Source organism: Polynucleobacter sp. MWH-UH2A (assembly GCF_018687195.1).
In the GTDB taxonomy this organism is placed as follows: Bacteria; Pseudomonadota; Gammaproteobacteria; order Burkholderiales; family Burkholderiaceae; genus Polynucleobacter.
In genome coordinates this window covers 341236-367998 of record NZ_CP061321.1, presented here as the reverse complement: position 1 = coordinate 367998, position 26763 = coordinate 341236, and the positions used below count along the sequence as shown (strand labels likewise).

At 44.9% G+C, this 26763-nt stretch carries 27 protein-coding genes; 10 read left to right on the top strand and 17 right to left on the bottom strand.

What is annotated here, in order from left to right; translation table 11 throughout:
• Positions 1-31 precede the first annotated feature (31 nt).
• The gene (locus IC571_RS01965) at positions 32-2266 is read right to left on the bottom strand and encodes an NADP-dependent isocitrate dehydrogenase (RefSeq protein WP_215317173.1); all 2235 of its coding nucleotides are present in this window, start codon (positions 2264-2266) and stop codon (positions 32-34) included.
• 260 nt (positions 2267-2526) lie between these two features.
• On the opposite strand from IC571_RS01965, the gene IC571_RS01960 reads away from it, so the two are divergent.
• Together IC571_RS01960 and IC571_RS01955 are read left to right on the top strand one after the other, a co-directional pair.
• Positions 2527-3723 carry an MFS transporter gene (locus IC571_RS01960; protein ID WP_215317172.1) on the top strand — a complete coding sequence of 399 codons (1197 nt, stop codon included), beginning with the start codon at positions 2527-2529 and terminating at the stop codon, positions 3721-3723.
• Positions 3724-3782: 59 nt separating this feature from the next.
• Positions 3783-4130, top strand: coding sequence for an FKBP-type peptidyl-prolyl cis-trans isomerase (locus IC571_RS01955; RefSeq protein ID WP_215317171.1), 348 nt, complete (start codon positions 3783-3785; stop codon positions 4128-4130).
• 98 nt (positions 4131-4228) lie between these two features.
• On the opposite strand, the gene IC571_RS01950 is transcribed toward IC571_RS01955, so the two are convergent.
• Positions 4229-5212, bottom strand: coding sequence for a transglycosylase SLT domain-containing protein (locus IC571_RS01950; protein WP_215317170.1), 984 nt, complete (start codon positions 5210-5212; stop codon positions 4229-4231).
• Positions 5213-5698: 486 nt separating this feature from the next.
• On the opposite strand from IC571_RS01950, the gene IC571_RS01945 reads away from it, so the two are divergent.
• On the top strand, positions 5699-6754 hold the full coding sequence (locus tag IC571_RS01945) for a DNA/RNA non-specific endonuclease (RefSeq protein ID WP_215317169.1): 1056 nt from the start codon (positions 5699-5701) through the stop codon (positions 6752-6754).
• Here IC571_RS01945 and IC571_RS01940 read toward each other — a convergent pair.
• Positions 6751-6996, bottom strand: a complete 246-nt coding sequence (locus tag IC571_RS01940; RefSeq protein WP_215317168.1) for a DUF3820 family protein — start codon at positions 6994-6996, stop codon at positions 6751-6753. The genes IC571_RS01945 and IC571_RS01940 overlap by 4 nt on opposite strands.
• 194 nt (positions 6997-7190) lie before the next feature.
• Between IC571_RS01940 and IC571_RS01935 the strand changes: the two genes are divergently transcribed.
• Positions 7191-8105, top strand: coding sequence for a DUF6662 family protein (locus tag IC571_RS01935; protein WP_215317167.1), 915 nt, complete (start codon positions 7191-7193; stop codon positions 8103-8105).
• 72 nt (positions 8106-8177) lie between these two features.
• Here the strand turns inward: IC571_RS01935 and IC571_RS01930 are convergent, their stop codons facing one another.
• The 6 genes from IC571_RS01930 to IC571_RS01905 form a co-directional block, all read right to left on the bottom strand.
• Positions 8178-8906: an ABC transporter ATP-binding protein gene (locus tag IC571_RS01930; RefSeq protein ID WP_215317166.1), complete on the bottom strand. Its 729-nt coding sequence runs from the start codon at positions 8904-8906 to the stop codon at positions 8178-8180.
• Positions 8907-8936: 30 nt separating this feature from the next.
• A complete protein-coding gene (locus tag IC571_RS01925; RefSeq protein ID WP_215317165.1) occupies positions 8937-10865 on the bottom strand; it encodes an ATP-binding cassette domain-containing protein in 1929 nt (642 codons plus the stop codon).
• Entirely contained in the window at positions 10865-11743 is an 879-nt protein-coding gene (locus IC571_RS01920) for a branched-chain amino acid ABC transporter permease (protein ID WP_215317164.1), read from the bottom strand. Before IC571_RS01920 ends, IC571_RS01925 begins: the two co-directional genes overlap by 1 nt.
• A 135-nt stretch (positions 11744-11878) precedes the next feature.
• The gene (locus IC571_RS01915; RefSeq protein ID WP_215317163.1) at positions 11879-13063 is read right to left on the bottom strand and encodes an ABC transporter substrate-binding protein; all 1185 of its coding nucleotides are present in this window, start codon (positions 13061-13063) and stop codon (positions 11879-11881) included.
• A gap of 176 nt (positions 13064-13239) precedes the next feature.
• Positions 13240-14157 (bottom strand): EamA family transporter, encoded by a 918-nt coding sequence (locus IC571_RS01910; protein WP_215317162.1) that lies wholly within the window; start codon positions 14155-14157, stop codon positions 13240-13242.
• Positions 14150-15769, bottom strand: coding sequence for a GMC family oxidoreductase (locus tag IC571_RS01905; protein WP_215317161.1), 1620 nt, complete (start codon positions 15767-15769; stop codon positions 14150-14152). The genes IC571_RS01910 and IC571_RS01905 overlap by 8 nt, the downstream gene beginning before the upstream one ends.
• 56 nt (positions 15770-15825) lie before the next feature.
• On the opposite strand from IC571_RS01905, the gene IC571_RS01900 reads away from it, so the two are divergent.
• Both IC571_RS01900 and yjgA read left to right on the top strand, forming a co-directional pair.
• Positions 15826-16062 (top strand): helix-turn-helix domain-containing protein, encoded by a 237-nt coding sequence (locus IC571_RS01900; RefSeq protein WP_215317160.1) that lies wholly within the window; start codon positions 15826-15828, stop codon positions 16060-16062.
• Between the two features lie 31 nt (positions 16063-16093).
• Complete coding sequence (gene yjgA / locus IC571_RS01895; protein WP_215317159.1) at positions 16094-16618, top strand: ribosome biogenesis factor YjgA; 525 nt, start codon at positions 16094-16096, stop codon at positions 16616-16618.
• An 8-nt stretch (positions 16619-16626) separates the two neighbouring features.
• On the opposite strand, the gene IC571_RS01890 is transcribed toward yjgA, so the two are convergent.
• From IC571_RS01890 to pcaD, 7 genes are all read right to left on the bottom strand, one after another.
• Positions 16627-17712: an acyltransferase gene (locus IC571_RS01890; RefSeq protein ID WP_215317158.1), complete on the bottom strand. Its 1086-nt coding sequence runs from the start codon at positions 17710-17712 to the stop codon at positions 16627-16629.
• A gap of 26 nt (positions 17713-17738) precedes the next feature.
• Positions 17739-18344: a cytochrome c gene (locus IC571_RS01885; protein ID WP_215317157.1), complete on the bottom strand. Its 606-nt coding sequence runs from the start codon at positions 18342-18344 to the stop codon at positions 17739-17741.
• Positions 18341-19573 (bottom strand): sorbosone dehydrogenase family protein, encoded by a 1233-nt coding sequence (locus tag IC571_RS01880; protein ID WP_251373467.1) that lies wholly within the window; start codon positions 19571-19573, stop codon positions 18341-18343. Before IC571_RS01880 ends, IC571_RS01885 begins: the two co-directional genes overlap by 4 nt.
• A gap of 139 nt (positions 19574-19712) precedes the next feature.
• Positions 19713-21917, bottom strand: a complete 2205-nt coding sequence (locus IC571_RS01875) for a TonB-dependent receptor (protein ID WP_215317156.1) — start codon at positions 21915-21917, stop codon at positions 19713-19715.
• A gap of 33 nt (positions 21918-21950) precedes the next feature.
• Positions 21951-22136: a hypothetical protein gene (locus IC571_RS01870; protein ID WP_215317155.1), complete on the bottom strand. Its 186-nt coding sequence runs from the start codon at positions 22134-22136 to the stop codon at positions 21951-21953.
• 71 nt (positions 22137-22207) lie between these two features.
• Positions 22208-22786, bottom strand: a complete 579-nt coding sequence (locus tag IC571_RS01865) for an HdeD family acid-resistance protein (protein WP_215317154.1) — start codon at positions 22784-22786, stop codon at positions 22208-22210.
• Between the two features lie 92 nt (positions 22787-22878).
• Positions 22879-23694, bottom strand: coding sequence for a 3-oxoadipate enol-lactonase (gene pcaD / locus IC571_RS01860; protein WP_215317153.1), 816 nt, complete (start codon positions 23692-23694; stop codon positions 22879-22881).
• A gap of 187 nt (positions 23695-23881) precedes the next feature.
• Here pcaD and IC571_RS01855 point away from each other — a divergent pair, with 187 nt between their 5' ends.
• Genes IC571_RS01855 through IC571_RS01840 form a run of 4 tightly spaced genes read left to right on the top strand, consistent with a single transcriptional unit; the run spans position 23882 to position 26434 of the window.
• Entirely contained in the window at positions 23882-24868 is a 987-nt protein-coding gene (locus IC571_RS01855) for a tripartite tricarboxylate transporter substrate binding protein (RefSeq protein ID WP_215317152.1), read from the top strand.
• Positions 24855-25781, top strand: coding sequence for an amidohydrolase (locus tag IC571_RS01850; RefSeq protein ID WP_215317151.1), 927 nt, complete (start codon positions 24855-24857; stop codon positions 25779-25781). The genes IC571_RS01855 and IC571_RS01850 overlap by 14 nt, the downstream gene beginning before the upstream one ends.
• Positions 25782-25813: 32 nt before the next feature.
• Complete coding sequence (locus IC571_RS01845) at positions 25814-26038, top strand: hypothetical protein (protein ID WP_215317150.1); 225 nt, start codon at positions 25814-25816, stop codon at positions 26036-26038.
• A 24-nt stretch (positions 26039-26062) separates the two neighbouring features.
• On the top strand, positions 26063-26434 hold the full coding sequence (locus IC571_RS01840) for a hypothetical protein (RefSeq protein ID WP_215317149.1): 372 nt from the start codon (positions 26063-26065) through the stop codon (positions 26432-26434).
• A 77-nt stretch (positions 26435-26511) separates the two neighbouring features.
• Here IC571_RS01840 and IC571_RS01835 read toward each other — a convergent pair whose 3' ends face one another.
• Positions 26512-26763, bottom strand: a complete 252-nt coding sequence (locus IC571_RS01835; RefSeq protein WP_215317148.1) for a serine hydrolase — start codon at positions 26761-26763, stop codon at positions 26512-26514.

Genomic DNA, 26763 nt, shown 5'->3' with positions numbered 1-26763 from the left:
TACCTAATGCTTACAGTTGGTGCATTCGCCTTTATGCTCTTGCAGCTTTAAGTGCAGCATTGAAGGTTGTGCTTGGACGCATAACCGCTTTGCATTTCTCGGAGTCAGCAACATAATAACCACCAATGTCTGCTGGCTTACCTTGAACCGCTTTAAGCTCTGTGACAATCTTCTGCTCATTTTCAGCCAAAGATTTAGCTAAAGGCGCGAAATACGCTTGCAGCTCTTTATCTTCGGTTTGATTGGCCAATGCTTCTGCCCAATACATCGCCAAGTAGAACTGACTACCACGGTTATCCAACTCACCAGTACGTGGAGAAGGAGACTTATTGTTATCCAACAACTTACCAGTAGCTTCGTCTAGAGTGCGAGCCAAGATTTTCACTTTCGGATTGCCCGTCTTATCGCCGATGTCCTCAAGGGATACCGCTAAAGCCAAGAACTCACCTAGCGAATCCCAACGCAAGTGGTTTTCTTCCACTAACTGTTGGACATGTTTTGGTGCGGAACCACCAGCACCTGTTTCAAACAAGCCGCCACCAGCCATCAATGGAACAATCGAGAGCATCTTAGCGCTGGTTCCTAATTCCATAATTGGGAACAAGTCAGTTAAGTAGTCGCGCAAGATGTTACCGGTTACAGAAATGGTGTCTTTGCCACGAATCACACGCTCAAGGGTGTAACGCATTGCACGAGTTTGAGACATGATCTGAATATCCACGCCCTCAAGGTCATAGTCTTTCAGATAGGTTTTTACTTTCTTAATCAACTCAGCTTCGTGCGGACGGTACTCATCCAACCAGAATACGGCTGGCGTATTCGAGAGGCGCGCACGATTAACCGCTAACTTGACCCAATCACGAATTGGGGCATCTTTTACTTGGCACATACGCCAGATATCACCCTCTTCCACATTTTGCTCAAGTAATACAGTACCGTCATCAGCAACGATACGAGCCACGCCAGCTTCTGGAATCTCAAATGTCTTGTCGTGAGAACCGTACTCTTCTGCTTGTTGAGCCATCAAGCCTACGTTTGGCACGGTGCCCATGGTTCTTGGATCGAAATTACCATGTGTCTTGCAGAAATTAACCATTTCTTGATAGATACGCGCAAAGGTACTTTCAGGGATTACAGCCTTGGTGTCGTGCAAACGACCATCTGCGCCCCACATCTTGCCACCCACACGAATCATCGCTGGCATCGACGCATCCACAATCACATCACTTGGAGAGTGTAAGTTAGTAATGCCTTTTGCTGAATCTACCATCGCTAATGCAGGACGGTGCTCATGACATGCATGCAAATCCTGAATGATTTCTTCACGCTTAGACTCAGGCAGAGTTTTAATCTTGTCATACAAGCTGCTCATACCGTTGTTGGCATTCACGCCCAACTCTTCAAACAACTTCGCATGCTTTTCAAAAGCGTCTTTATAGAAAATCTTCACAGCGTGACCAAATACGATCGGGTGTGACACCTTCATCATGGTTGCCTTGACGTGCAAGGACAACATCATGCCAGTCTTATACGCATCTTCAATTTCTTTTTCGTAGAACTCGCACAAAGCTTTTTTGCTCATGTACATGCTGTCGATGATTTCACCGGCAAGCAAAGAGACTTTTGGTTTTAGAACAATAGTTTTGCCACTCTTAGTAACCAAGTCCATCTTCACATCACAAGCCTTAGTCATCGTCATGGACTTCTCGCTGGAGTAGAAGTCGCCACCATGCATATGGGAAACGTGTGTGCGGGAAGCTTGGCTCCACTCACCCATGGAGTGAGGGTTCTTGCGTGCATAGCGCTTTACAGCGGGTGGTGCACGACGGTCAGAGTTACCTTCACGTAAAACTGGGTTCACAGAACTGCCCAAGCACTTAGAGTAGCGAGTACGAATCGCCTTTTCTTCATCTGTCTTAGGATCATCTGGGAAGTTAGGGATCTTGTAACCCTTGTTTTGCAGCTCTTTAATTGCTGCAACCAACTGCGGCACAGAAGCACTAATGTTTGGCAACTTAATAATGTTGGTATCTGGCTGCAAAGTCATCTTGCCTAACTCGGCCAAATTATCTGGAACTTTTTGCTGATCTGTTAAACAGTCAGAGAACTCAGCCAAAATACGCGCGGCAACAGAGATATCGCTCTTCACAATCTCTACTCCAGCTGGCGCTGTGAAAGTACGAATAACTGGCAAAAATGCGCAAGTCGCCAAAAGCGGCGCTTCGTCTGTCAGCGTGTAAATAATCTTTGATTTCTCTGAAGCCATTAACGTTTCCTCAATATTGATAAATTTACAGAGTCAGGTTTTTACCCTGCCACTCTCATATTCCGCATTTTGCAAAGCACTTTTAGTTAGTGTGTTTTATCGTTAAAACGCACACTTTTGCCAATGAGGCGAGGGTTCAATTTTAAATCATCAGGATTGGCATTCATTGAGGTTTTTCATCCAAAAACCGCATATAGAGCCCAATTTAAGGGAATCCACCGAGACGGCAGCGGCAGTCATTTCCTCGTAAACTGCAAGCCATGCCCAGCAACCAGCACCCCCTCCTCAATAAGAACCTGATATTGCTCATTATTTGCCAGGGCTTATTTCTGACCAATAATGTCACTTTTATCGCTATTAACGGTCTAGTTGGCTATAGCCTGGCCCCCGCTAACTGGATGGCAACCTTGCCAGTCATGGGCTATGTTGTCGGCGCGGCTTTCTCCACCTCTCTGGTAGCAAAGTCACAAAATCACTTTGGACGGAAAATTTCCTTCCAACTTGGACTATTGGTGGCTGCTTTGTCAGCCCTGCTTTGCGCTTATGCAGCCCTGAGCAAAAACTTCTGGTTATTAGTCCTAGGGACATTTATCGCTGGTTATTACAGTGCGAATGGTCAGCTCTATCGTTTTGCGGCAGCAGAGCTCACTGAAGTGAGCCAGAGAGATAAGGCTGTCTCATGGGTTTTAGCGGGCGGTATTTTGGGCGCCGTCATCGGACCTAATCTCGCCTCATGGACTCGCAATTTGTTTGAGACCGCCTTCTTAGGCGCTTATCTCACTTTGTCTATTGCAGCCTTCATCGGGATAGTAGTGATGCAGTTCATTCATTTTCCTGAAGAATTTAAAACCCAACATGCACTCTCCGATGGCAGACCCCTTAATAGCATCTTGCGCCAACCTGTGTTTCTAGTAGCGGTCATCGGCGCAGCACTGGGTTATGGCGTTATGAACCTCCTCATGGCAGCCACACCATTGGCGATGCAAATTTGTGGCTTACCCTTTTCAGACACTGCCTTGGTACTAGAGTGGCATGTCATTGGCATGTTCGCGCCCGGCTTTTTTACAGGGACACTTATCCAACGTTTTGGCGCCCTCAAAATCATGGGGCTCGGTGTCAGCCTCAATTTCATTTGTATTTTTATCGCCCTGAGTGGCACTGATCTGCATCAATTTTTCATTGCCCTCTTTTTACTTGGTGTGGGCTGGAATTTTCTATTCACCGGCTCCACCTCATTGGCTATGACAGCCTATAAACCAAATGAACGTGACAAAGCTCAGGCGGCAATTAATTTCTTTGTTTTCGGCACGATGGCATTTACTTCCTTTGGGTCTGGCGCCCTTATTACCTCCCAAGGCTGGGATATTCTGAATTTAGGATCACTCATTCCCGCTACGATTACGGCAATTGCACTCATCTGGCTTGGCCTCCAATATCGCAAGACAAGTGAAGTCTGATACGCCTATACTAGCCAGTCATTTGAACTTATAGAAATAGATACATTAAGGAATACACCATGTCTGAACTCCAGAAAATTGATACCGTTGTTGGCGATGGCAAAGAAGCCACTGCCGGCAATCACGTTGACGTGCACTATACCGGCTGGCTCTATGATGAAAATGCGCCAGACCATAAAGGCACAAAATTTGATAGCTCACTCGATCGCGGCCAACTGTTTAGCTTCCCATTGGGTGCTGGGCATGTCATTAAGGGCTGGGATCAAGGTGTTGCCGGAATGAAGATTGGCGGCAAGCGTACCCTAATCATTCCAGCAGAGATGGGCTATGGCGCTCGCGGTGCTGGCGGTGTTATTCCACCCAATGCAACCCTCGTATTTGATGTTGAGCTACATGGAGTGAACTAACTCTACAAGCAGCTTGACCGGTAGTACGTATTCAAAACAAAAGCCACCCGAGGGTGGTTTTTTATCTGCAATCTAGTCCTAGCAATACAGACGAACCATTAAGAACGAATAGACTTTCCGTTCAAGGTTAGGCGATTGATAGATTTGGTCTGGCACAGACCAATCAAGCGATTGCGCTCTGCCAATACCTTGTCAGCATAGCCGCCATCATCTTCGGCGTTAGCAGCGCCAACGTAATACTTCAAACCATTACGCAATGAACCCGCTGTAGCAATTAAGTACTTCAGAATATAAGCGCCAACACGAATATTCACTTCGGGTTTCACAGCCTGCTGAGTTCCGCCATACAAGGCATATTTTTCACGATGTACTGAAGTCATGACTTGCATGAGACCTTCTGCGCCAGCCTGACTCTTAGTATTTGGATTGAAATTCGATTCCACCGAAATGACTGCAAGCAACAACACAGGATCAATATTGACTTCTTTGGCAATCAAAATCGTATTCGAAACATATTCCTCAATCTTGTTGCGATCGAGGCTATATTTTTTTTCAAAGAAGTCCGCCACAGCGCGTTGATTCTGAATAGAGCCCATTAGATTGCTATCCAGCGCCTGGGGATCTAACTTAGATGCTGGAATGCGATCAGCCAAATGAGAAATAGACTTCACTTGCACTTGCGCTACTGAAGGCATCAACAAAGCAACCGTTTGCTGCTTCACGCTCGCCAATCCAGAAGCATGCTGGCCTGATTTTTGATAAATCACTGAAGCGATATCCGTATCAGAGGCTGTAGCGACATTCTCGTTACCCTTGTATTGATCGAGCATGCCAAAGCCATTGCTCCACACGATGTGACGTGCCTCGTCTGGAACTAATATGCGGGCCAAGTCAAAGGCGCCAGCGTTGGTGCCATTGCCAGAAAGCCAAAGGCCAACCACCATAAATACCGTAACAACGAGCAAGCCATTAATGACTCGGTAAACCGGAGCCATAGCATGGGCTAACAGGTCTTTCGCAGCCAACATCGCTGGTTGCGACCCCTGCATTTCACTCAAATTGTTCGTTACACATTTACTCATTCACTGATTTGCGACTCTCAAAAACACTCAAGACACTTGCCTAACTGTTTTATGTTGCATCGCAATATATTAAAAACATGGGTCATCCTAAAAAGGTTCTTATATCAAGTCAAGAATAAAGAAAAAGATTTCAATAACTTTTAGTTGTTGAAATACGGGAGTTCCCGAATAAGTGATCTAAATTAGACAATAAGTACATATAAATCAATTACTTATAGATGTTAGGGGGCACTAATTTCATTTTATAAAAAATTGCCTGATTTCTGACTTTTTTACTATTTGAAACCAAAATTGACCCCTAAAAACCATACATCTAGTATCTAGGTCTGCTTTCTTTTCTACCGGTAGTTACTGGCCATAATTGCTGCAGAGCATGATTCATCAAGGCTCAGAGGCTGACATGTTCAAGAAATTTCATTGATTTCACACTAGCTCTAAGGCGAATGCCAAGCTCTGATGGTTTGGCTAGCCCTACACTTATGGGCAATGAATCCAAATCGCAAATCATCTGTCTTATTTCACTTCATTAGCCTCATTGGCCTAGTTGGATACTTACTCACGCCGCTAAGCGCCTTTGCGCTATTTGATAACTGCAAGGACCTCTTTCCCAATCAACGCATTCCTACTGCCCCTCAAGTGGGTCGCGACCTGTGCTTTGATAGTTTTGCGATCTATTACTCTACTCAAGACAAGAAACCTATCTATGTTGTGGAGAAGCTCAATCGAGAGCAGCTAATGGCTCCGCATCCACGCAGAAGCAACCAGTTCTATGAAGAGGCTCGACTTCCCTTCTCAGAAAGAGCCCTTCTCTCTGACTATCGGGGCAGCGGCTACGACCGAGGCCACAACGCCCCAGCAGGCGATATGAGTAATGAGAGGGCTATGGCTCAATCATTCTCTCTGGCCAATATGATGCCGCAGGCTAGACAAAATAATCAGGGTATTTGGGCTAAGAATGTAGAAGAGCCAACTAGACACTATGCCAAACGAGCTACAGGCGATATTTATGTCTTTACTGGCTCAACCGGCAATCAAGGAAGCATAGGTAGAGGTCATGTCACGATACCGAGTCATTTATATAAATTGGTATATGACCCCAGCAAAAATCTGGCGTGGGCTTTTTGGATTGAAAATTCCAATGACGCATTGATGACGCCACCAATTTCTTATGCAGAGTTAGTGAGTAAAACTGGGATTGACTTTCAGTTGCCGATTCAAACTACCCAAACTGTGCAATCTATATCAACTCAAAGCAATAAGACTCAGACTGCGAACTCCATCGGTGGCTGGTATCCCGTATTTTTTGATGTGTATTCGGCTGAGAAGGTAAATGCCATTCTGACCAGCATTCGCTCAGGCAAAGTTGCTAGCATTCAGATTCAATATGACCAGAATGCCGATCTTGCCCATCGTATCGCTACTCTGCTCCAGTCACAAACCCAGGTAACAGTTGAGCTTAGTCAAAGCAGTCCGCCAGATACCCCTGGAGTCACTTACGAGCGCAAGCGTGTAACCGTCATCATTCGATCAAAAGCAAATTAATCTCGTACCTCGTGGGCTTTTTGCAATTTTTGCGCATTCTGAATAGGCGCCAAGAGGCCGCGTAAGCCGTTGTGATCCAAGGTATGCATTAACTCCAGCAATTCACCAAGCTCGCCCTTCGGAAATCCTTCACGCGCAAACCAAGCCAAATAATTTCCAGGCAAGTCAGCTATCGCACGACCTGCATGTTTGCCAAATGGCATTTTCATTAAAACCAATTTTTCTAATGCTTGTGAATCCATATGTGCATCTTACAAGTTACAAGAAATAAGTAAAACAACAAAACGATGTAATCCCACATTCAAGTAGCCATTTATTGAGTAATGGTCTTATACCTACTTGAGAATCATTCTTATTTGATTTGTTATATTGAAATCCGATTCGAATTACCCATTCGAACACTTTCAATCAACTCTCAAAAAGATGACGATCCTCTATGAAACTCACTATCAAAAGACTTTTGGCCTTCAGCCTTTTTCTTGCCGCCACCTTGCACTTCTCTTTTGCCAATGCTGGTGAAGGCGTATTTGGCTGGATCTATACACTCGATTTACAACCCAAAGGAACGTTAGAATTCGAGCAACGCCTACAGCTCAATCAACAGCAAGCTGCAGGAAGCTACGAAGCCTGGACCGCAAGAACAGAATTGGAGTACGGCCTCACCAACGATTTACAAATCGCTGGCTACATTAATTCTTATTACACCAGCGCCAACCAAAACTACACCAACCCAGAAGCTTGTGAAGATGCCGCGAGTTGTACCGGTGGCTATGGCGTTCCCTCCTCCCATGATCCTTCCACGGCCTATAGAAAAAGTGGTATTGAGGGTGGGTCTCTAGAGGCAATTTATCGCATTACCAATCCCGTCACTTCGCCCGTTGGTGTAGGACTCTACCTTGAGCCTAGCTGGGGAAGAAATAAAGATGAGATCGAAGCGCGACTCTTGCTGCAATCAAACTTTATTGATGATCGCCTGGTGGTCGCCAGCAATATCGTGGTTGCTAATGAGCGCCTGAAATTTATTGAAAACGGCAACGTCCCAGAATCAATGCTCGACATCTTGGTTGGCGCAAGCTATCGTTTTGCTCCAAAGTGGTCAGCTGGTGTTGAGGCACGCTTTCATAATGATTATTCTGAACTCAACTTACGCAATCAAGTTCAGCGCGCAACCTTTATTGGCCCCAATCTACACTATGCAGCTAAAGACTGGTGGGTCACTGGTGCATGGCGTTACCAGTTGGCTGGCGGAACCTGCATGGGTGGAGGTGAAGCTGAATGCTCGAATGCGCGAGTATGGGATAGCCATAGTGTGAATGAATACATTCTGAAGGTGGGTTTTCCAATTAATTAAAAATTAGGAAATAAAAAAGCCCTTAAAAAAGGGCTTTTTTATTATTGATGACCATCCATCAATAGATGTAACTTAGTGACCCCCTGCTCCACCCAAGTACGCTGCTTTAACTGCGGGATCGTCTTTGAGTTTGGCTGCTGGGCCATGAGTCGCAATCTTGCCGTTCTCCAATACATAACCATAGTCGGCAACATTTAAAGCCGCTGCAGCAAATTGCTCAACCAACAACATGGTCACGCCTTGAGACTTCAGATTAGAAATGATCTTGAAAACCTCCTCCACCAAAATTGGCGCAAGACCCATTGAAGGTTCATCTAAGAGAATGATCTCTGGATTTAACATCACTGCGCGAGCCATTGCCAACATCTGCTGCTCACCGCCAGATAATGTGCCCGCCAATTGATTACGACGCTCTTTTAAGCGAGGGAACATTTCTAGGGCTTTTTCTAAATCGCTCTTGATATCGCCTTTTGGACGGCTTCCAGTGAAGCGTGGAAATGCGCCCAGCAACAAATTGTCGGTAACCGACATGGTAGTGAATACGCGACGACCCTCTGGGCTATGGGCTAAACCTAAGCGCGCAATTTTATGAGAGTCGTAACCATCAATTTTTTCACCGCCCAAGCTGACTTCGCCCGCAGTAGGCTTGATCATGCCGGTGATGGCACGCATGGTTGTGGTTTTGCCAGCACCGTTGGAGCCAATCAAGGTGATCACCTGCCCTTTAGGCACATCAATATTGATGCCGTGGAGTACTTTGACTTTTCCGTAGCCTGCTTCAAGATTCTTAATAGATAACATGGTATTTACCGTTCAATATTGTTCTAGTGATTAAGTACCCAAGTAGGCATGAATCACCTTCTCGTCTGCCTGAACTTCAGCTGGTTTACCTTCCGCAATCTTCTGACCGAAGTCCAATACAGACACGGTGTCGCAAACTGACATCACCACATCCATATGATGCTCAATCAAGATGAAGGTAATGCCGTTATCGCGAATCTTACGAATAATGCGCAAGAGCTCTTTGATATCAGGGGCTGTTAAGCCTGCGGCTGGCTCATCCAAGAGAAGTAACTCTGGGTCAAGCGCTAATGCACGAGCAATTTCTAGCAAACGCTGCTTACCGTACGGCAAGTTACGCGCCTCTTCATTAGCCAAGTCGTCCAAGCCCACAAACTTCAACAAGGCCATTGCACGCGCATGTGCCTCAGCAGATTCACGCTTATAGCGTGGCAGATTTAAGGCAACCTCAAGCATGTTGGATTTAAAGGTGTGATGCAAACCAACCAAAATGTTTTGGATGGCAGTCATCTCACCAAACAACTGTACGTTCTGGAAGGTACGCGCGATACCAGATAAGGCAATGTCAGAAGAAGTCTTACCAACGACGCTTTCACCGGCATACAACACGTTACCAGCAGTAGGTACGTAGATACCAGTCAACACGTTCATCATGGTGCTCTTACCGGAGCCGTTAGGACCAATCAAACCATGAATAGTGCCGCGCTTAATACTAAGGTCAACGTTGTTCAGCGCTTTCAAGCCACCGAACTGCATCAATACAGAATCTACTTTTAAGAGTTCTGCACCGGTATTTTGAGTGCCCACAGCGCTAATAAAGCTAATCGAGTCATCGACCACCTCAACTTCACCACCACGAGTAGTTTTTGCTTTACCTGTAATTGATTGGTAGAAGCTTTTTGCAAAGCCCACGATACCGTTTTGCAAGTAGTACACCACCAACAAAATCATGAAGCCGAAAATACTCAAGCGCCAGTCAGAAATCGTATTAAGCCAGAATGAGAATGCAGCCAAACCGACTACGCCAGCGATTGGAACCGCTACACGTCTTGGAGTAGTTAACTTCTTGGAGAGCGCCAAACCAGCACCAACTACCACTACGATTGCAATAATTGATGCAACGATACGGAACAAGTTGATGTCATCTAATAATTTAGGCAATAACACAATGATTGCCGCGCCAATCAAAGCACCCAAGCGTGACTTGCGTCCGCCCATAATGATGCCCAATAAGAACAGAACAGCTAATTCGTTGTTGTAGGTGTTTGGTGAAATATATTGCTCTGAATAAGCATATAAGCAACCAGCCAAGCCAGCAAAAGCCGCGCTAATCACAAATGCGATCACCTTAAAGCGATATACGGAAACACCCATACAGTCACAAGCAATCGGGCTATCACGCAAAGCTTCAAATGCACGACCAATTTGAGATTTAACGAAACGGTCGACAACCACCAAAGACATGACTAAAACCGCCAAGACCAACCAGAAGTATTCAGCCTTGGTCATAGGCACGCCCATGAGATCTGGTTTAGGAATCTTGATGCCTAATGGGCCCTCAGTCATCCAGGTCATTTCATTAATCAGAATCTGAGTAATGGTTCCGAAGGCCAAAGTCACCATCGCCAAATATGGGCCAATTACCTTTAAGGCCGGCAACGCCAAGATGCCACCAAAAATGGAGGTAACTACAACTGAGGCTGGCAAGGTTGCCCAAATAGTCCAACCAAAATGGAAATACAAAACGCCGGCCGTATACGAGCCAATACCAAATAAGGCTGCGTGACCCAATGAAACTTGACCTACATAACCTACAACAATATCCAAACCAAACAAGAGAATGGTGTAAATCAGAATCGTTTCAACTAAGTGAATGTAATACGGGTTATGAATAAAGAGAGGCAAGCAAAAGAGTGCCGCAATCGCAATTAATAGAGGGAGTAGAGACTTCTTCATCATTAAACTTTCTTAATTGCAGATTTACCGAAGAGACCAGAAGGTTTGTATGCCAATACAAGCAATAACAAAATCAAACCTGGAACATCTTTGTAACCAGTAGAGATATAAAAGCCAGTAGCGGTTTCGACAATACCCAAAATCAAACCACCAACAATAATTCCGAGGCCGCTAGATAAGCCGCCAATAATTGCCACTGCGAATGCCTTCAAACCTAAGGCACCACCCATAGTCGCACCAGTCAAGGTTAACGGCGCAATCAATACACCGGCAAATGCAGCTGTTAAGGAAGATAAAGCATAAGAAAAAGTAATAACTACACTGGTATTAATGCCCATCAATCCAGCAGCGTCACGATCATTTGCTGTAGCCACTACCGCCTTACCGTAAATGGTTTTACGGTTGAAGAACTCTACCAACAACATCATTACCAATGCACCGACAACTACTAAGATTTCCATTGGGAGAATATTTGCACCAAGGAAATTCATAGGCTCCATTGGAAGCGGAGCTGGAAATGGCAATGCATCACGACCCCAAATATTTTCAGCAACGTTTTTGAAAATAATTCCAAGAGCAATCGTCGACATAATCCAACCAAACTCGGATTTAATTTTGATCGCAGGGCGAACGCCAATTAATTCAACAAAACTACCTTGCAACATACCAAATAAGCAGACCACTGGAATCATCACCCAGTAGTTCATACCAAAGGTGTCCACACAAGTGAGGCCGACAAGCGCGCCCAACATCAGAGCCTCACCTTGACCGAAGTTCAAAGTGCCTGATGTGGCAAAAGTGAGCTGAAACCCGAAAGCGATAACCGCGTAGATCATTCCTACCGCTATTCCGCTCGAGAGGATTTGTGCAAGCATTTCCATGTTATTGGCCTAATATTTTTATTACTTTTATTAACGAATCCGCCATTGTAAGCAAAACGCCGCTTTTTGGGCGGCGCTTTGTTTGATCAATTGTTGCAATGCAAAATAATCTATTGCTTGCAACTTGAAGAGGGCTTATTTCTTCTTGGCAGTTGCATCTTCTGAATTCAAGAACTCAACACGACCGTTTTCAACTACGCCCATGACTACGTCTTTTGCCTTAATGGCTTCATGATCGGTTGCAGAGAATGGCTTGTTATAAGTAATCACTACACCATCTACTGGAGTCTTAAGATCTTGCAAAGCTGCCAAAATCTTTGATCCTTCAGTGCTATTTGCTTGCTTAATTGCAGCAGCCAAGAGGTATACAGAATCGTAACCCTGAGCCGCAGAAACTGGAGAAGCAATGTTGTTGTTCTTTGGCTTGAACTCTTTTAAATAAGCCTCTTGGAATGCCTTACGCTTAGCAGTTGTTGATGGAGTCTGAATGTATGTCTGAGGCATTGTTGCACCGTTACCGTTTTTACCTGCGGTATCGATAAAGCTTGCCATAGACAAAGTCCAGCTACCAATCATTGGTTTTTTCCAACCCAACTTCGCCATACCGTTAGCGATTTGTGCCAACTCAGGTCCGATTGCGTAAGTCAAAATCACATCAGCACCAGCATTTTTTGCTTTGAGCAACTGTGAAGTCATATCCACGTCACCAATATTGAATTTCTCTGTAGCAACCGGAGTAACGCCATATGTCTTCAAGGCTTTTTCCAAATCCTCACGACCTAACTGACCGTAGTTAGTAGAGTCAGCCAAGATCGCCACTTTCTTCAAGCCACGCTTCTCAACCGCCTCTTTAGCAATCATTGGAGCCTGAATATTGTCGGCAGCAGCATTACGGAAAACATAGTTCTCAGGTGCATTAGGGAACTGATGAGTTACCAATGAGCCTGTAGCAACGTTGTTCAATACTGGAATCTTCGCTTCCTGGAAGAAACGCTGTGAAGCCAATGCAACACCAGTGTTGATATAACCAAGGGTAGCGATTACTTTTTCGTTGTTAATAAATTCTTGAGCAATCTGTACGCCACGCTCATTTTTTGCTTCATCATCGCGCTCTACCAATACGATCTTGTTGCCATTAATGCCGCCAGCGGCATTAATTTCTTTAGTTGCCAAGCGCACACCGTCGCGCATACTTACACCCATTGAGGATGAGCCACCTGTAAATGGGCCAATAACGCCCACTTTAATATCGGCAGCGTAAGCGCCAGTTGCAAGCATTGCAGTAGCTGCTACTGCAAAAATGTGATGACGAATCTTCATAAAGTCTCCATGACTGAAAAATGCTATTGAAATAAAACTTTTTTATAGTTACTACGAATGACGAAGGATTATCTTACTGTTATTGCAATAGCAAAAAAAGAGCTTTGTATTAGGGTTTTACATTAGCCATTTTGATGGCTTTATCTCTCAATCCATCCCCCAACTCATCTTTGAATTTACTTAGCCAATCGATTACGAATACTGGGCCAAAATAAATTCACCATTAAGCCAGTGATTACTAACCCTGCCGCCTCGATCTTCCATGGGGGAAGTGGCTCAGACAAGAAATAGGCAGATGCCCCCATTCCGAAGATGGGTACTAATAATGGTGCGGGTGCAACAACTGCTGCTGGGTGTTTTGATAAGAGCCAGGCCCAAGCACCATAGCCAAACAGCGTATTGCCCCAGGATTGCCATAAGACACCTAACCAAGCCCCTATTGGCGCCTTTATCAAAGAATCACTCACAACCGTCCAGCCACCCTCGAATATTAGAGCCATCAAAACCAAGGGGGGAATGGCATAAACGCTAGCCCACACTACATACGCGAGCATATTGATAGTGCCAGCACGGCGACTGGTCGTATTCGCTACACCCCATGAAAAACCTGCAAATACTACTAATGCCAAACCCAGAAATGTTGTCGTGGAATCTGTGTGCACCGCAATAATGCCAAGACCAGTCATTGCAACCCCTACGGCTAGCGCTTGATATAGCTTGAGACTTTCTTTAGCAAATAGCATGGCAAAGCCGATTGTGAAAAAGACCTGTGTCTGAATCACCAAGGAGGCTAAGCCCGGAGAAATATTGCCATCAATCGCAAAATACAAAATGCCGAATTGACCTACTCCAACAGCAACGCCATAAACATATAAATTTTTCCAAGAGATTTTGGGTCTTTGAAAAAATAGAGCTGCAGGCAAAAAAGCGAAGATGTAGCGTAAAGCAGCAAATACAAATGGCGGAAAACTTTCAAGCGAGATTTTGATCACGACAAAGTTCGTACCCCATACCGCAACAATTGCTAAAGCTAACAGCAAATGGCTGATTGGTAGTTGATAACCCGACTGGTCTTTTGTTTTTGAACTATTCACGCGTGAGCAATTCTACGGCACGTTGCGCAATCATCATCGTGGGGGCCGCAGTATTGCCAGAAGTAATGGTCGGCATGGCTGACGCATCAACCACCCGCAATCTTCTAATGCCCCTCACCTTCAACTCTGAATCCAAGACTGCCATCGGATCATCAGCACGACCCATTTTGCAGGTGCCTACTGGATGGAAAATGGTTGTACCAATATCACCAGCCGCCCTTACCAACTCCTCATCAGATTGATATTGCATGCCCGGCTTGTACTCTTCTGGACTGTAAGGTGAGAGCGCAGCTTGCTCAGCAATCTTTCGAGTCAAGCGTAATGACTCTGCAGCCACTTTGCGATCTTCATCGGTTGATAAGTAATTTGGATTGATGATAGGCGGCGCTTCAGGATCGGTTGATGCAATATGTACACTGCCACGCGATGTGGGTCGCAAATTACACACACTCGCCGTGAATGCATTAAATGAATGTAGGTCTTCTCCAAAACGCTCTAACGATAGAGGCTGAACATGGTATTCCACATTGGCGCTCTTTTGCTCTGAGGAGCTGTATGCAAACGCGCCTAGCTGCGATGGCGCCATTGACATCGGGCCCGAGCGCTTTAAGAGATATTCCAAACCAATCATCAACTTTCCAAAAAGAGAATTGGCTTTGGTGTTGAGAGTTTTAATGCCACTAACTTTATAGACCATGCGCAATTGCAAATGGTCTTGGAGATTTTCACCAACTCCGGGCAAATCTGCGACCACTGGAATTCCTAATTTATTCAAATGTGCGGCAGCACCAATACCGGATCGCTCCAAAATCTGCACACTACCAATGGCGCCAGCACTCAAAATGACCTCGCCACTTTGATTGATTAAAGATTGATGAATTGCGCCGTTCTTGCGATATTCCACTCCGCTGCAATTTTTGGTGTCTGGGTCGATCATCAGCTTTGTGACTACTGCTTCTGTAATTACCGTTAAATTACTTCGCTTCATGGCATCTTTTAAAAATGCTTTTGAAGTATTGAGTCGCCAACCTTTACGCTGACTCACATCAAAATAACCTACGCCAAAGTTATCACCCCGATTGAAGTCATCCGACGCAGGAATACCAGCTTCTACAGCAGCATCCTTAAATCGATCCATGATGGGCCAACGCAGACGCTGTTTCGATACTGTCCACTCACCGCCTTTGCCATGCCATTGATTAGCAGCACTGTGATAGTCCTCAAACGATTTGTAGCGTTTGAGTGCATTCTCCCAAGACCATGCGTCATCACCAGTCGCTTGCACCCAAGATTCATAATCACCGGCCTGACCACGCATATAGATCATGCCGTTAATCGATGAACAACCACCGAGCACACGACCACGAGGGTAAAGTAGTGAGCGACCATTAAGACCTTTCTCGGCAACGGTCTTAAAACGCCAATCGGCTCTGGGGTTATCAATGCAATAGAGGTAGCCAACCGGAATATGAATCCAAATATAGTTGTCGCTCTTGCCCGCCTCAATAAGCAACACCTTCTTACTTGGGTTCTCAGTTAGACGCTTAGCCAACATGCAGCCAGCGCTACCAGCTCCAATGATGATGTAGTCGTAATTGCCTGTTCGGGTCATAGTCTCGGAATAAACCTTATGGAGAGTAGCGTCTATTATTTAATAGAATCGATTATATGACTCTCACTAAACTAGAAAATAACCCAGTCTTTAGCCATGAGCAAGTATTTGGACATCTTAGAGATACAATTTTTTCGGCCGAAGAAGCTGCAGAATATTTAGAGATTTCAATTCCCACATTGCGAAGATACGTACAATCCGGAAGATTAAAGCCATCAAACACAATCGGCAGAAGTCAGCTCTTCTCAAGTGCGGAACTCAAATTATTCAAATTAAAAATTAGTAAAGAGTAACTGGCGGGCAATAGCCGTCTAAAATGAAAGCATGCATCTAAACGAAAAAAACCGCACCCCTAAAGTTCCAGAGGACGAAGGACCAAGCAAGTCTGAGCTAAAGCGTCAAATGACGGAGCGTCAGAAGTTGGCCGAGGTTTTAGCGGCTTTAAGTAGTGATGCACTAAAAACTATTCCTCTAGATGAAACCATCAAGAACGCAGTAGCGGAAACAAACAGAATCAAAAGTTTTGAAGCGATTCGCCGTCATAAGCAATACCTGGGCAAGCTGATGCGTGCATTGGATGATGAAGAGCTTGAGGCAATCCAGAAGCGATTGGATGCAATTCAGGGCGTTAGCAAAGCAGAAACAGCAAAGTTACATTTTCTAGAAAGCTATCGCGATCGACTCATTGCTAATGATGAGACATTTACCAAAATGATTGAGCAATATCCGGATATGGATATTCAGAATATGCGCACACTCATTCGAAATGCCCGCAAAGAGAAAGAACAGAATAAGCCGCCCAAGGCTTATCGAGAAATCTTTCGAGTCTTAAAGGAAATGGGCCTGTAAAGCTTTATTTAAAGCTTCAAACTACGAGACGGCACCTCAACCCATCGATAAAGAAAGTTTGCTGCAATCCAACTTGCCGCTATTGCCACCAGCATTAAAGCAATAGCCAATACACCTTCATGACGTTGGCTCATACCCCAAGCAATGTATAAGGTATTAGCAAGCAAGACAAAAGAGAAGTGAATCAAGAAGGCGCAGTACGATCGCCTACTCCCCCATAGAATGGCGTTCACTATTTTGTGGGTCCTGCTTTCATGACCTCGTCTTTGTTCCTTGCCATGATCTTTGTAAGCCCAATCACCCCAGATAACCAGAGCGATAGCAACCACATAAGCCAAGATATTGCGTATCCATAGTTGATGAAAAGTGGATATCAAAATAACGAATCCAATACCAATAAAAAAGAATTTGGCTACACGATTTACCAAGGGATCAGGATAGTTTTTACAAAGCTGCGCTAGTACACCTAGGCCATACGCCCCAATGAAGTAAATGAAATAGTTCTCATATACCCCTGAGCGATTAAAAAATAATAAGGATGAGACACACAACACCGCCAAGATCCACATCAGTGAGCGATACCCTGGAAACATCGAAAACATGATGGCTAGGATGGCGTACAACTGCCAGTCAATGGCTACATACCAAACTCCAGCCGAAATCGAATCTAAGCCTAGTATCCCCTGCAAGAAAAATAGATGAGCTAAAAACTGTCCCATCGTTTCAGATTCACCCACAAACTCATCCTGAACCCAAAAGCGCGCAAACCACGCGCAAATAATCGTCAATATCAGTGCAACCACATACGGTGCAAATAAACGGAGGTAGCGGTTAAATATTGTCTTCAGTACAGCCCTAGGATTCTGAAGATTGCTGGTGCGAGTGAGTGATTGAGCAGCCAAATAGCCACCCATGACTAAAAAGATTTGTACTGCATAACGACCATACTCAAACAACCAAGTCATCAAACCTGGCAAGAGCAATCTTGCATCCTCCGCAATTTGTCCATAACTGGAGAAATGGTGAAGGATGATCGTTAAGGCTGCAAAGGTCTTTAAAAAATCGACCAGAAGGAAATGGTTTTTAGACTGCAAGGATAAGAGTGCTTAATGTAAATACCCTATTTTAGCGAAGCAGCATAAGCCGCTATAGCTTCGATATCCTCATCACTTAAACCTCGAGCCGCACTACCCATCGTTCCATCCATATCCACCCGGCTACCAGAGCGAATATTCTTTAACTGGGTCACCAAATACTCGGGCGATTGCCCTGCAAGACGGGCAATATGTTTTTGCCCTTGCAACTGAGCACCATGACAAGAATTGCAATACTGGACATTAGAGATCTGCTGACCCTTAGCAATCATGTCGGCGTTCCCAAATTTTGCGGGTGGAGGTGGCAAGGCAGCGTAATACGCTGCAATATCGCGCATATCTTGATCATTCAATCCTGCAGCGAGAGCCTCCATTGCACCGCCTTTACGCTGTTGGCCACGAAACTGAATCAATTGATAAGTAATTGAGAGGGCAGGTTGTGCAGCTAAATTCGGAATATCGGGAGAAATGCCAATACCGTTTTCACCATGGCAGGCAAAACAGGTTTGGGCTTTAGCCTTTCCTGCTACCGCATCAGGTGGAGCGGCGAAAGATTCTGCACAACCAATCAGAGCGAAGGAAGTAAAAAAGGCCACCTCAAGGATGGCCTTAGTTTTTAACACTAGCTTCATTTGCCGTAAGAAACGCGGAAGATGGCGCCAGTTTCATCATCGGATACCAACATCGATCCGTCTTTGAGCATCTGCACATCTACTGGACGACCCCAGAAGTTTTCGCCTTCTAACCAACCAGTAACAAATGGCTCAGACTTCACAACTTTGTTATTGGAATCTAACACTACGCGAACCACTTGATAACCAACACGTTTTGTTTTATTCCATGAACCGTGTTCTGCAATAAAGATATTGCCCTTGTATTCGGCAGGGAACTGTTTACCGTTATAGAAACGCATACCCAATGCTGCTACGTGTGCGCCTAAGTTATAGACAGGCTTATCAAACTCATCGCATGAGCGGCCTTTACCAAACTCTGGATCCAAGAAGTCGCCTTGATGGCAATGAGGATAGCCAAAGTTCATCCCTTTTGGACGCACTAAACGATTCAGGGTATCGCCTGGTTTATCTTCAGCAACCCAATCGCGACCATTGTTGGTAAACCAAAGCTCTTTAGTGCCAGGCTGGAAGTCCATACCAACGCTATTACGAACTCCAGTTGCAACAGTTTCTAGAATGTTAGTCTTCAAGTTCAAACGCACAATCGTTGCATGAGTTGAAGGTGGCACCACGATGTTTGCTGGCGTACCAATCTGGAAGTACAAATACTGGCCATCTGGGCTGAGCTTCATAAACTTCCAGCCGTGTGGCTCATCCTTAGGTAAAGCATCAAACACCACTACTGGAGCTGGAGGATTGTCTAAGTTCTGCTCGATGTTGTCATAACGAATAATGCGCGAGAGTTCTGCCACATAGAGCGAGCCATTAGCAAACGCTACGCCATTAGGACGGTGTAAGCCTTTGGCAATCGTTTTGACTTCACGCTTACCGTCTTTAGTCACTACCGCATACACATTGCCAGTAAAGCGCGTACCAACGAAAACTGTACCGCTTGGAGATTCAGTCATTGAGCGACCATTTGGCATACCGGATGCCCATAGTTCAATCTTGAAGCCTGCAGGCACCTTTAATTTACTTACCGGAATTTCATCTGCAGGCATTGCAGAAATACCGGGAGGATTTGGTGCTAATGATGGGTTCATGCCATCAGGCGTTCTTCCTTGCGCCCAAGTTGGTGGAATGCCTGATGCTGGAACTGGCGATGGTGCCGGCGCTTGCGCACTAGCTAGGGTGGCTACCGCCATGCCAGCAGCAAACATCAAAGAATGAATGGTTTTTAATTTCATTGGTAAATCTCCTGTTTTTATTGCTTTTGTTTTTATTTAATACAAACTACGCAACTACGATTTGCTAAATCCTAATGCATTTTGAATATAACTATCCAAAACCTAAAACTACTGCAGTGCATCAATTTACTTACAGTTATTAGAAATTCAACCGCGCCCCCACTGTGATGGCTTGAGGCATACCAGCCTGATAGGCGTTTGCGGAGGAAGCAATATTAAATGTCACGTATTGCCGATTAAATAAGTTCACTACGGAAGCAAAAACGGATGCCTGCGGGGTCAGTTGGTAATTTGCTTTGAGGCCGACTACAGCATATGCAGGGACTGGCAAGGATCCTGTTGCCATCCAAGAATTGCCAACATAGCGAACAGTTGTTGTCAGGCTAGCCTGAGGAACGGGGTAGTAAGTAATTCCTGCATTAGCCATATTTCTAGGAACACCACCGACTTGAGTATTAATAGGATCTGTTGTGGCGCTCCAGGTCAAGATCGTATTTGTATAGCTATATCCTCCATCCAAAGCCCATTGTGCATTTACATCTTGGTGATATTGAAACTCAATACCGCGGCTTAAGAGGTTTTGTTGGTTCGTGTAGTAGCTGACATTGGTATAGGCGGAGGTAGGGGGTACATAACAACCCGCAGAGGTTCCCGTGGAAATGCCGCTAGCGCTACACAAGTTATAGGCAAATGTTGAATTAGCGCTAGTGATCTTATAGCTAGTGATCGCATTTTGAATATAGTTATTAAAAGCGGTGAGTTGAGCAAATCCACTCTTCCAGCGATAGTCAGTACCCACCTCGTAACCAGTCATCGTTTCAGGCGTGAGATTGGGATTTGCAATCGTATATCCAGTCGTGGAATTTCCATAACTACGCAAAGTGTTATTCATGCTCGGCGCATGAAAAGCCTGATAGGCAGCACTCCGCAAATCCCAGCCCTCACTTAATTTGTATAGCAAACCTAAAGTAGGGCTCAGCTGCGTCTTGCTTTTATTTGGAATGGATTGGTACAAAGGATTGGATCCATTTGCCCCTGCGTTATAGAGTGTTGGGGTTTGACTATTCCATACATCCACGCGCGCACCTAGAGTGGTCTCCAGCGGAATAGCGCTGGCTTTTGATTTGATTTGTCCTAGCAAGCCGTAAAAATTTTGCTGTCCTTGTGCATAGTTAACGGAATTAACCGCGCCACCAGTCGATAAGTTATTTGTCAGGTTTGAAGCAGAAATATTTCTGGCATCAACCCCCAGGATATATTGATCAATACCAGCGGCTTTTAGATCATGCGTGTATTGTGCTGATGCCCCTAATGTGGAATAAGGATCTGTGTAGTTAGCATTAATGTAAGTACCGGCACTATTGGCTGTTTGCTTATAAAAATTAGTCGCCTGATAGTAAGCATTGACCTGCACTTTTTTATCAATATCGAGCTGCGTTGTTGTGCCCCCTGCTACATCTGCTGTTTGAATCAAATTAGGGGCAATAGCAAAGTTATTACTCAGGTCTGCCATAGTGCTATAGCCTAGCCGCAGAAAGCCATTGGTATCTTGAGTCGGGCGGAAATAATTCTGCAAACGGATATTAGAATTTTTGGTTGAATCCGTTGTCATGCCCTTGGTATTACTAGGCGACCCTGGATAAATTGTGGCGTAGTTCTGAAAGCCCTCACTCGAGAAGTAATCTGCAGAGATCCGCATCTGCATCGCATCAGAGACAATGAGATCTTTGGAGGCTGCCACATTGCCAGTAGCAAATGAACCATAACTTGCTGATACGTCTTGCGAACTATTTTTTGGCGTCTTGGTATTGATATTGATAACACCACCCATGCCATAGTTGCCGTAAAGACTAGAGACCCCACCACGTACAAACTCTACCGACTCAATCGAGGACATGGGCACTAAGTTCCACTGCACAGTTCCATAAAACGCATCATTAGCTGGCAATCCGTCAATTAATACCAATGTGCGGCCATAACCTAAGCCACGGACATTGATGCTTTGGCCTGTGGGATCTTTTTGATAGTACGGAACATCGTTTAAAAATACGCCTGGTACATTTTTGAGTACTTGATCAATGGTCTGATCGGGAGAAGCCTCCAATACCTCTTTCGTCAGAATCGTCGTATTGAGCGACATTTCATCTAATGGTGTCCCCGAACGCGTGGCATTGACCACCATGTCATTGAGCTTTTGATCGTAGTTAGGAGGGGGTGCAATTTGCGCCCAAGAATGATTCACCTGCAAAAACAATAAGAATGGCAACAGTAAAGACACTGCGCTGGAAATCCACCGAACTCGACGATGGAATAGTTGCCAAGCCTGAAGAATCTTCAATGACATGCTGCTTGATTCTGAATTACTGATTACGAAGAATTATTTTTTCTTCGGCTTTTTCTTGCCCATCAAAGAAGCCAACAGAGGGTTTGCCTCTGCTAGCTCTTTTTTGGATTTTACATGCGCTTCTGCTACCCCTGGCTTAGGGGTCTTAGCTGCATTCTTCATGCGTTGAGCAGTAGTCAAGGCTAAATTCTTATACAGATCTGTTTTTTTCATTGCCATGACTATTGCTCTTTATGCCTATTTATTTGTAATTCTGAATTCTTATTTCTGTTTGCTTATTTTGATTTGCCCTACTTCGTCAGCGACTTAGCGGCAAATCCGATGAACAATAAAGACCAGCCTTGCAACAACAATTCAATCGCGATCAATAAGCCTGGCAGCCATAAGCTAGATGATGGAAAATTATTCATGATGAGTACACCCATCAAAATAGAGATCGCTGCAGATAAAGCAAGCCAGAACCACTCAGCAAAATGACGATGCTGAAATGCCGCAATCAGGCGCAAGAAACCAGTGACAAAAAAGATTGCTGCAAGCCACAACGTAATTGCCTCTAATGCAGGAATCGGAAATGCCCAAACATAGATAGCAGCACCGATGTACAAAATGGCAAAGATGAGCTGAATAGTGACACTTTTCCAGCCTGCGGATTTGAAAGCATGAATTGCCTGCAGAACACCGCCCGCAAAAAGGAAAATGCCCAAGACATTGACTGATACCAGTGAGAACAAAACTTGGCCAGCAACGCCAATCATTCCGAGAATGATGAATAGGATGCCAAGGCCAATAAGAGCCCCTGGAATTTTTGCTGCAGCACCCAATACATTGGCACGAATTTCTTTCATTTGATCTACTGATAAATCAGCCATATAAACCCCTCTAGTAATAATGCAAATTGAGTACTGCTTGTTATTGATTGAGTATTGTTAGTTACTTATTGAAACGATGTGGAGCTGGTAAATTACAAACGATCATCTACCGAATCAATAAACTCTCGCACCGCCTTATTGAATCGAGCGGGCTGCTCAATATTCGATAAATGCGCTGCATCTTCAATAATAACCATCTGCGAACCATCAATTAACTTATTGAGCACGATTCCTTGATCTACTGTACAGGCTGGATCATGGCGCCCAGAGAGTACAAGGGTTGGGGCCTTAATCTTTAGAAGCATCGTACTTTGCGCCATATCGCGTACTGCACTTCCGCAGCCAATATAGCCATCAACATTCGTTCCTAAAATCATCTGGCGCACTTTTTCAATATCCTGAGGATCACGCTCGATAAATGGCGCAGTAAACCAGCGCTGAATAGTCCCATCGACTAGACCGGCTAGCCCTTTTGTGCGCGCGGTTTGAAAGCGATCTTCCCACAAACTGCGAGGCGGCATTTCGCTTGCTGTGTTGCAAAGAGACAGCGAGTAAATTTTCTCTGGGTAGCGTGCACCTAGTTGCTGGCCAATCATGCCGCCAATCGATAAGCCCATGAAATGCGCTTTCTCAATGTTTAAGGCGTCTAAGAGGCCAGCTGCATCATCTGCTAATTGCGCAATGCTGTAAGGGCCAGGCACGACACTCGATTTACCATGGCCTCTTTTATCGTAACGAAGCGCTCGATAGCGATCAGCAAATGCAGGCACATTCCAATCCCACATGCTGCCATTGGCCATCAAGCTATTGGCTACCAGTAAAACCCGACCATTTTCGGGACCATCAAATCGATAGGCTATATCCACGCCATTCACATTGACCGTTTTTACATCTTGCAATTGAGTCATTTGTCTCTACCTGTACGTTTCATGCGTCTATGTGGCTATTGCTCACCTATGCGCATGAGTTATGTTTATCTAATGTATTTATCTATTGAAAAAGCCATGTTAGATTATCTAGTGAAATATTGCAGAACCAATAAAAACAACAATATCTAGTGCATTAGTTCAATGCATTAACGAAAAGGGAGACTTTATGAATCAGACATTGAAAACAGGCAAATGTTTTGTAATTCTGGGGGCATTCTTCAGCCTATGTTTTTTAGCAACTCTTGCGAACGCTCAAAATTACCCTAACCGCACAGTCAAAATGATTGTGCCCCTAACAACAGGATCCGGGGCTGATATTGCAGGTCGGGTAGTTGCAAAGAGCCTGACTGAAACTTGGAAGCAGTCAGTCATTATTGAAAATCGCCCAGGTGCAGGCGGACTCATCGGCACAGGCGTCGTAGTGAACTCAGAGCCAGATGGCTATACCTTATTAGTACAGTCTGCATCCTATGCAGCGAATCCCGCAATTTATAAAAAGTTACCTTACGACCCTCTGAAGAGTTTGATTGATGTAGTCATCCTTGGACAAACGCCTTATGTGATGGTGACTGCTGCTGATGGTCCATATCAATCGATTCGAGATTTGGTTATTGCTGCTAAATCCAAACCAGGTGAGATTACTTTTGCCTCAGCTGGTGTCGGCAGCTCCACTCACTTAGCAGCTGAATACTTTAATCAAATGATGGGCATTAAGTTAGTTCACGTTCCTTACAAAGGCTCCCCAGAAGCCATTCAGGATACGATGTCTGGACGCACCGCTTTTTATATGGCGCCACTGGATACCGTGATTGGCCAACTCAAGGGCGGCAAAGTTCGAGCCTTGGGCGTCACCAGCAAAACCCGTAATGCCGCTGTACCTGATATCCCAAGCATTGCTGAGCAAGGCTATCCGAATTTTGAGATTGGGCTTTGGTTTGGTGTTTGGGCGCCTGCAGGCACACCCGCCGCTATCGTGAAAAAGATCAATGCCGACATCAATCAATCAATGCAAGATCCTGAAGTCAAAAATGCTTATGATTCCAAAGGCATCAAAGCTACGCCCATGAGTCCTACGGAATTTAGTAAGTTTGTGCGCGATGAAATGAGCAAGTATCAAAAGATTGCCAAAGACGCGAATATTGAGCCGCAATAAATTGACTGGTCATTCTTCGGCTCCTCTATGCCAAGCCCCCAATCCGGAAATACGATCCCCCAAGATTGTGCTTCCGCCTGGGGCTGTTGATTGCCATGCGCATGTCTGTGGCCCAGCAGAACAGTTTCCATATGCGCGAGAACGCATCTATACGCCGCCTGATGCAACTCTAGATGCCTACCAGGCTCTACTAAAGACTTTGCATGTAGATCGCGCAGTGCTAGTTCAACCCAGTGTCTATGGGACTGATAATCGCGCAATGCTGGCGGCACTCAACCAATACCCAAATCAATTTCGGGGTGTGGCAGTGATTTCTAACAACCCGAATGACACGACAGATCAACAATTAGAGAGTCTTCATCAAGCTGGAGTACGCGGCATTCGTTGCAACGTTGTGGATGTTGCCGATCCATCAGCAGGACTGCCTATTGAAAACCTGAAAGCACTAGCGAAGAAAATTCAGCCATTTGGATGGCATTTGGAGTTACTTATGCATGCCAATGAGTATCCCAACCTCGCAAAGACGTTTGAGAACTTTCCAGTAGATCTAGTATTTGGGCATTTTGGTTACAGTCATGCAAAACATGGTGTGAATGACAAGGGTTTTCAGGGTCTATTGACACTGCTAAAAAATGTACGGGCTTGGGTAAAGATGACGGGGCCTTATCGTATTTGTGATGGCAATCTACCCTATACCGATATGCGACCTTTAAATGATGCTGTGATTGAGGCTAATCCCAAGCAGCTGATTTGGGGTAGTGACTGGCCTCACGTGATGGTAAAGAAGCAAATGCCTCACGATGCTGATCTTTGCGACCTCTTTGGCGACTGGGTTACCGATCCCATCCTAAGAAAAGCTATCCTAGTAGATAACCCCTGTATCCTGTATGACTTTCCAGTACTGAATACCTAGAATTAATATAGATCAGCAATAGAAAGCTTTTTATGAATACCACTATCACCGTCATCCTTGGCATTGTTGCCATGTTGCTTCCATTGGTTATTGGTCGTTTAGTGTGGAAACGTTTTGATACCTGGTTTGGCCGCAATGATGAGGTCTATATGAATAGCCTTGACCATTTTCTGAAAAAGATTGGCCTAACTATATTGGTTGCCTTTGTCTTACTGTGGTTCGGCATGAGTCTAGTCTTTAGTAGTAATGGTGCTTAATCAGACTGGGTGCCATCTACCTATATGAACGATCAACTCAAGACTATCTTCGTAAAAGCGAAACTCAATTTCGCAATTTTGGCGATCATATTATTGATTGCCATCTTGGGTAAATTGACAAATCCAGAACTTAGCAATGCAATTTTCCTGAATGCAGATCAATTAGTATCCGAGCTCTACCTCGTATTTATCGCCATCACCTTAGGCGCCTTTGTACCCAATTTCAAGTTAGTCGCTTTTGGTTCTATTGGGGTATTTGTAGCGGCGGTAGCTCTCGTTGAGCTCAATGTTTTTCACTATTTCACTATTGAATACTTGTTCGCAGTACTCATCGTAGTTCTTGGGTTTGCCTCGATCGCTAATCTCTATCGGCATTACCGAGAATATGGCCTGTAAATGTGTAGGTAAATTTAGAATATAAAAAGGCCCGAAAATACTCGGGGCTTTTTTCATCACGCTAGCTTAATGAAGCTTTACTTCTCAAGTGCACCATAAATCAAAGCATTCACTTGTTCGCGATGCACCTTACGAATCTCCCCAGGTGCAGCCGCCATCATCACGACGACCATTTGCTCTTTAGGGTCCACCCAGAAAATAGTGCCGTTAGCGCCATTCCATGTGAAATCACCTACATTGCCATTGATTGCTGACAAGCCACGCTCTGTTCTCACGGCAACCCCAAGACCAAAGCCATAACCCACACGTCCAGGCTCAGTGCCGCCCAC

Bases quoted from the DNA above. Each gene is read 5' to 3' on its own strand.
- IC571_RS01930 (WP_215317166.1), bottom strand. From the start codon at position 8,906: ATGTTATCTATTAAGAATCTTGAAGCAGGCTACGGAAAAGTCAAAGTA.
- IC571_RS01940 (WP_215317168.1), bottom strand. From the start codon at position 6,996: ATGGATTCACAAGCATTAGAAAAATTGGTTTTAATGAAAATGCCATTT.
- IC571_RS01885 (WP_215317157.1), bottom strand. From the start codon at position 18,344: ATGAAGCTAGTGTTAAAAACTAAGGCCATCCTTGAGGTGGCCTTTTTT.
- IC571_RS01920 (WP_215317164.1), bottom strand. From the start codon at position 11,743: ATGGAAATGCTTGCACAAATCCTCTCGAGCGGAATAGCGGTAGGAATG.
- IC571_RS01870 (WP_215317155.1), bottom strand. From the start codon at position 22,136: ATGGCAATGAAAAAAACAGATCTGTATAAGAATTTAGCCTTGACTACT.
- IC571_RS01915 (WP_215317163.1), bottom strand. From the start codon at position 13,063: ATGAAGATTCGTCATCACATTTTTGCAGTAGCAGCTACTGCAATGCTT.
- pcaD (WP_215317153.1), bottom strand. From the start codon at position 23,694: ATGACTCAATTGCAAGATGTAAAAACGGTCAATGTGAATGGCGTGGAT.
- IC571_RS01905 (WP_215317161.1), bottom strand. From the start codon at position 15,769: ATGACCCGAACAGGCAATTACGACTACATCATCATTGGAGCTGGTAGC.
- IC571_RS01955 (WP_215317171.1), top strand. From the start codon at position 3,783: ATGTCTGAACTCCAGAAAATTGATACCGTTGTTGGCGATGGCAAAGAA.
- IC571_RS01935 (WP_215317167.1), top strand. From the start codon at position 7,191: ATGAAACTCACTATCAAAAGACTTTTGGCCTTCAGCCTTTTTCTTGCC.
- IC571_RS01960 (WP_215317172.1), top strand. From the start codon at position 2,527: ATGCCCAGCAACCAGCACCCCCTCCTCAATAAGAACCTGATATTGCTC.
- IC571_RS01945 (WP_215317169.1), top strand. From the start codon at position 5,699: ATGAATCCAAATCGCAAATCATCTGTCTTATTTCACTTCATTAGCCTC.
- IC571_RS01865 (WP_215317154.1), bottom strand. From the start codon at position 22,786: ATGGCTGATTTATCAGTAGATCAAATGAAAGAAATTCGTGCCAATGTA.
- yjgA (WP_215317159.1), top strand. From the start codon at position 16,094: ATGCATCTAAACGAAAAAAACCGCACCCCTAAAGTTCCAGAGGACGAA.
- IC571_RS01950 (WP_215317170.1), bottom strand. From the start codon at position 5,212: ATGAGTAAATGTGTAACGAACAATTTGAGTGAAATGCAGGGGTCGCAA.
- IC571_RS01840 (WP_215317149.1), top strand. From the start codon at position 26,063: ATGAACGATCAACTCAAGACTATCTTCGTAAAAGCGAAACTCAATTTC.
- IC571_RS01965 (WP_215317173.1), bottom strand. From the start codon at position 2,266: ATGGCTTCAGAGAAATCAAAGATTATTTACACGCTGACAGACGAAGCG.
- IC571_RS01845 (WP_215317150.1), top strand. From the start codon at position 25,814: ATGAATACCACTATCACCGTCATCCTTGGCATTGTTGCCATGTTGCTT.
- IC571_RS01880 (WP_251373467.1), bottom strand. From the start codon at position 19,573: ATGAAATTAAAAACCATTCATTCTTTGATGTTTGCTGCTGGCATGGCG.
- IC571_RS01875 (WP_215317156.1), bottom strand. From the start codon at position 21,917: ATGTCATTGAAGATTCTTCAGGCTTGGCAACTATTCCATCGTCGAGTT.
- IC571_RS01925 (WP_215317165.1), bottom strand. From the start codon at position 10,865: ATGATGAAGAAGTCTCTACTCCCTCTATTAATTGCGATTGCGGCACTC.
- IC571_RS01855 (WP_215317152.1), top strand. From the start codon at position 23,882: ATGAATCAGACATTGAAAACAGGCAAATGTTTTGTAATTCTGGGGGCA.
- IC571_RS01900 (WP_215317160.1), top strand. From the start codon at position 15,826: ATGACTCTCACTAAACTAGAAAATAACCCAGTCTTTAGCCATGAGCAA.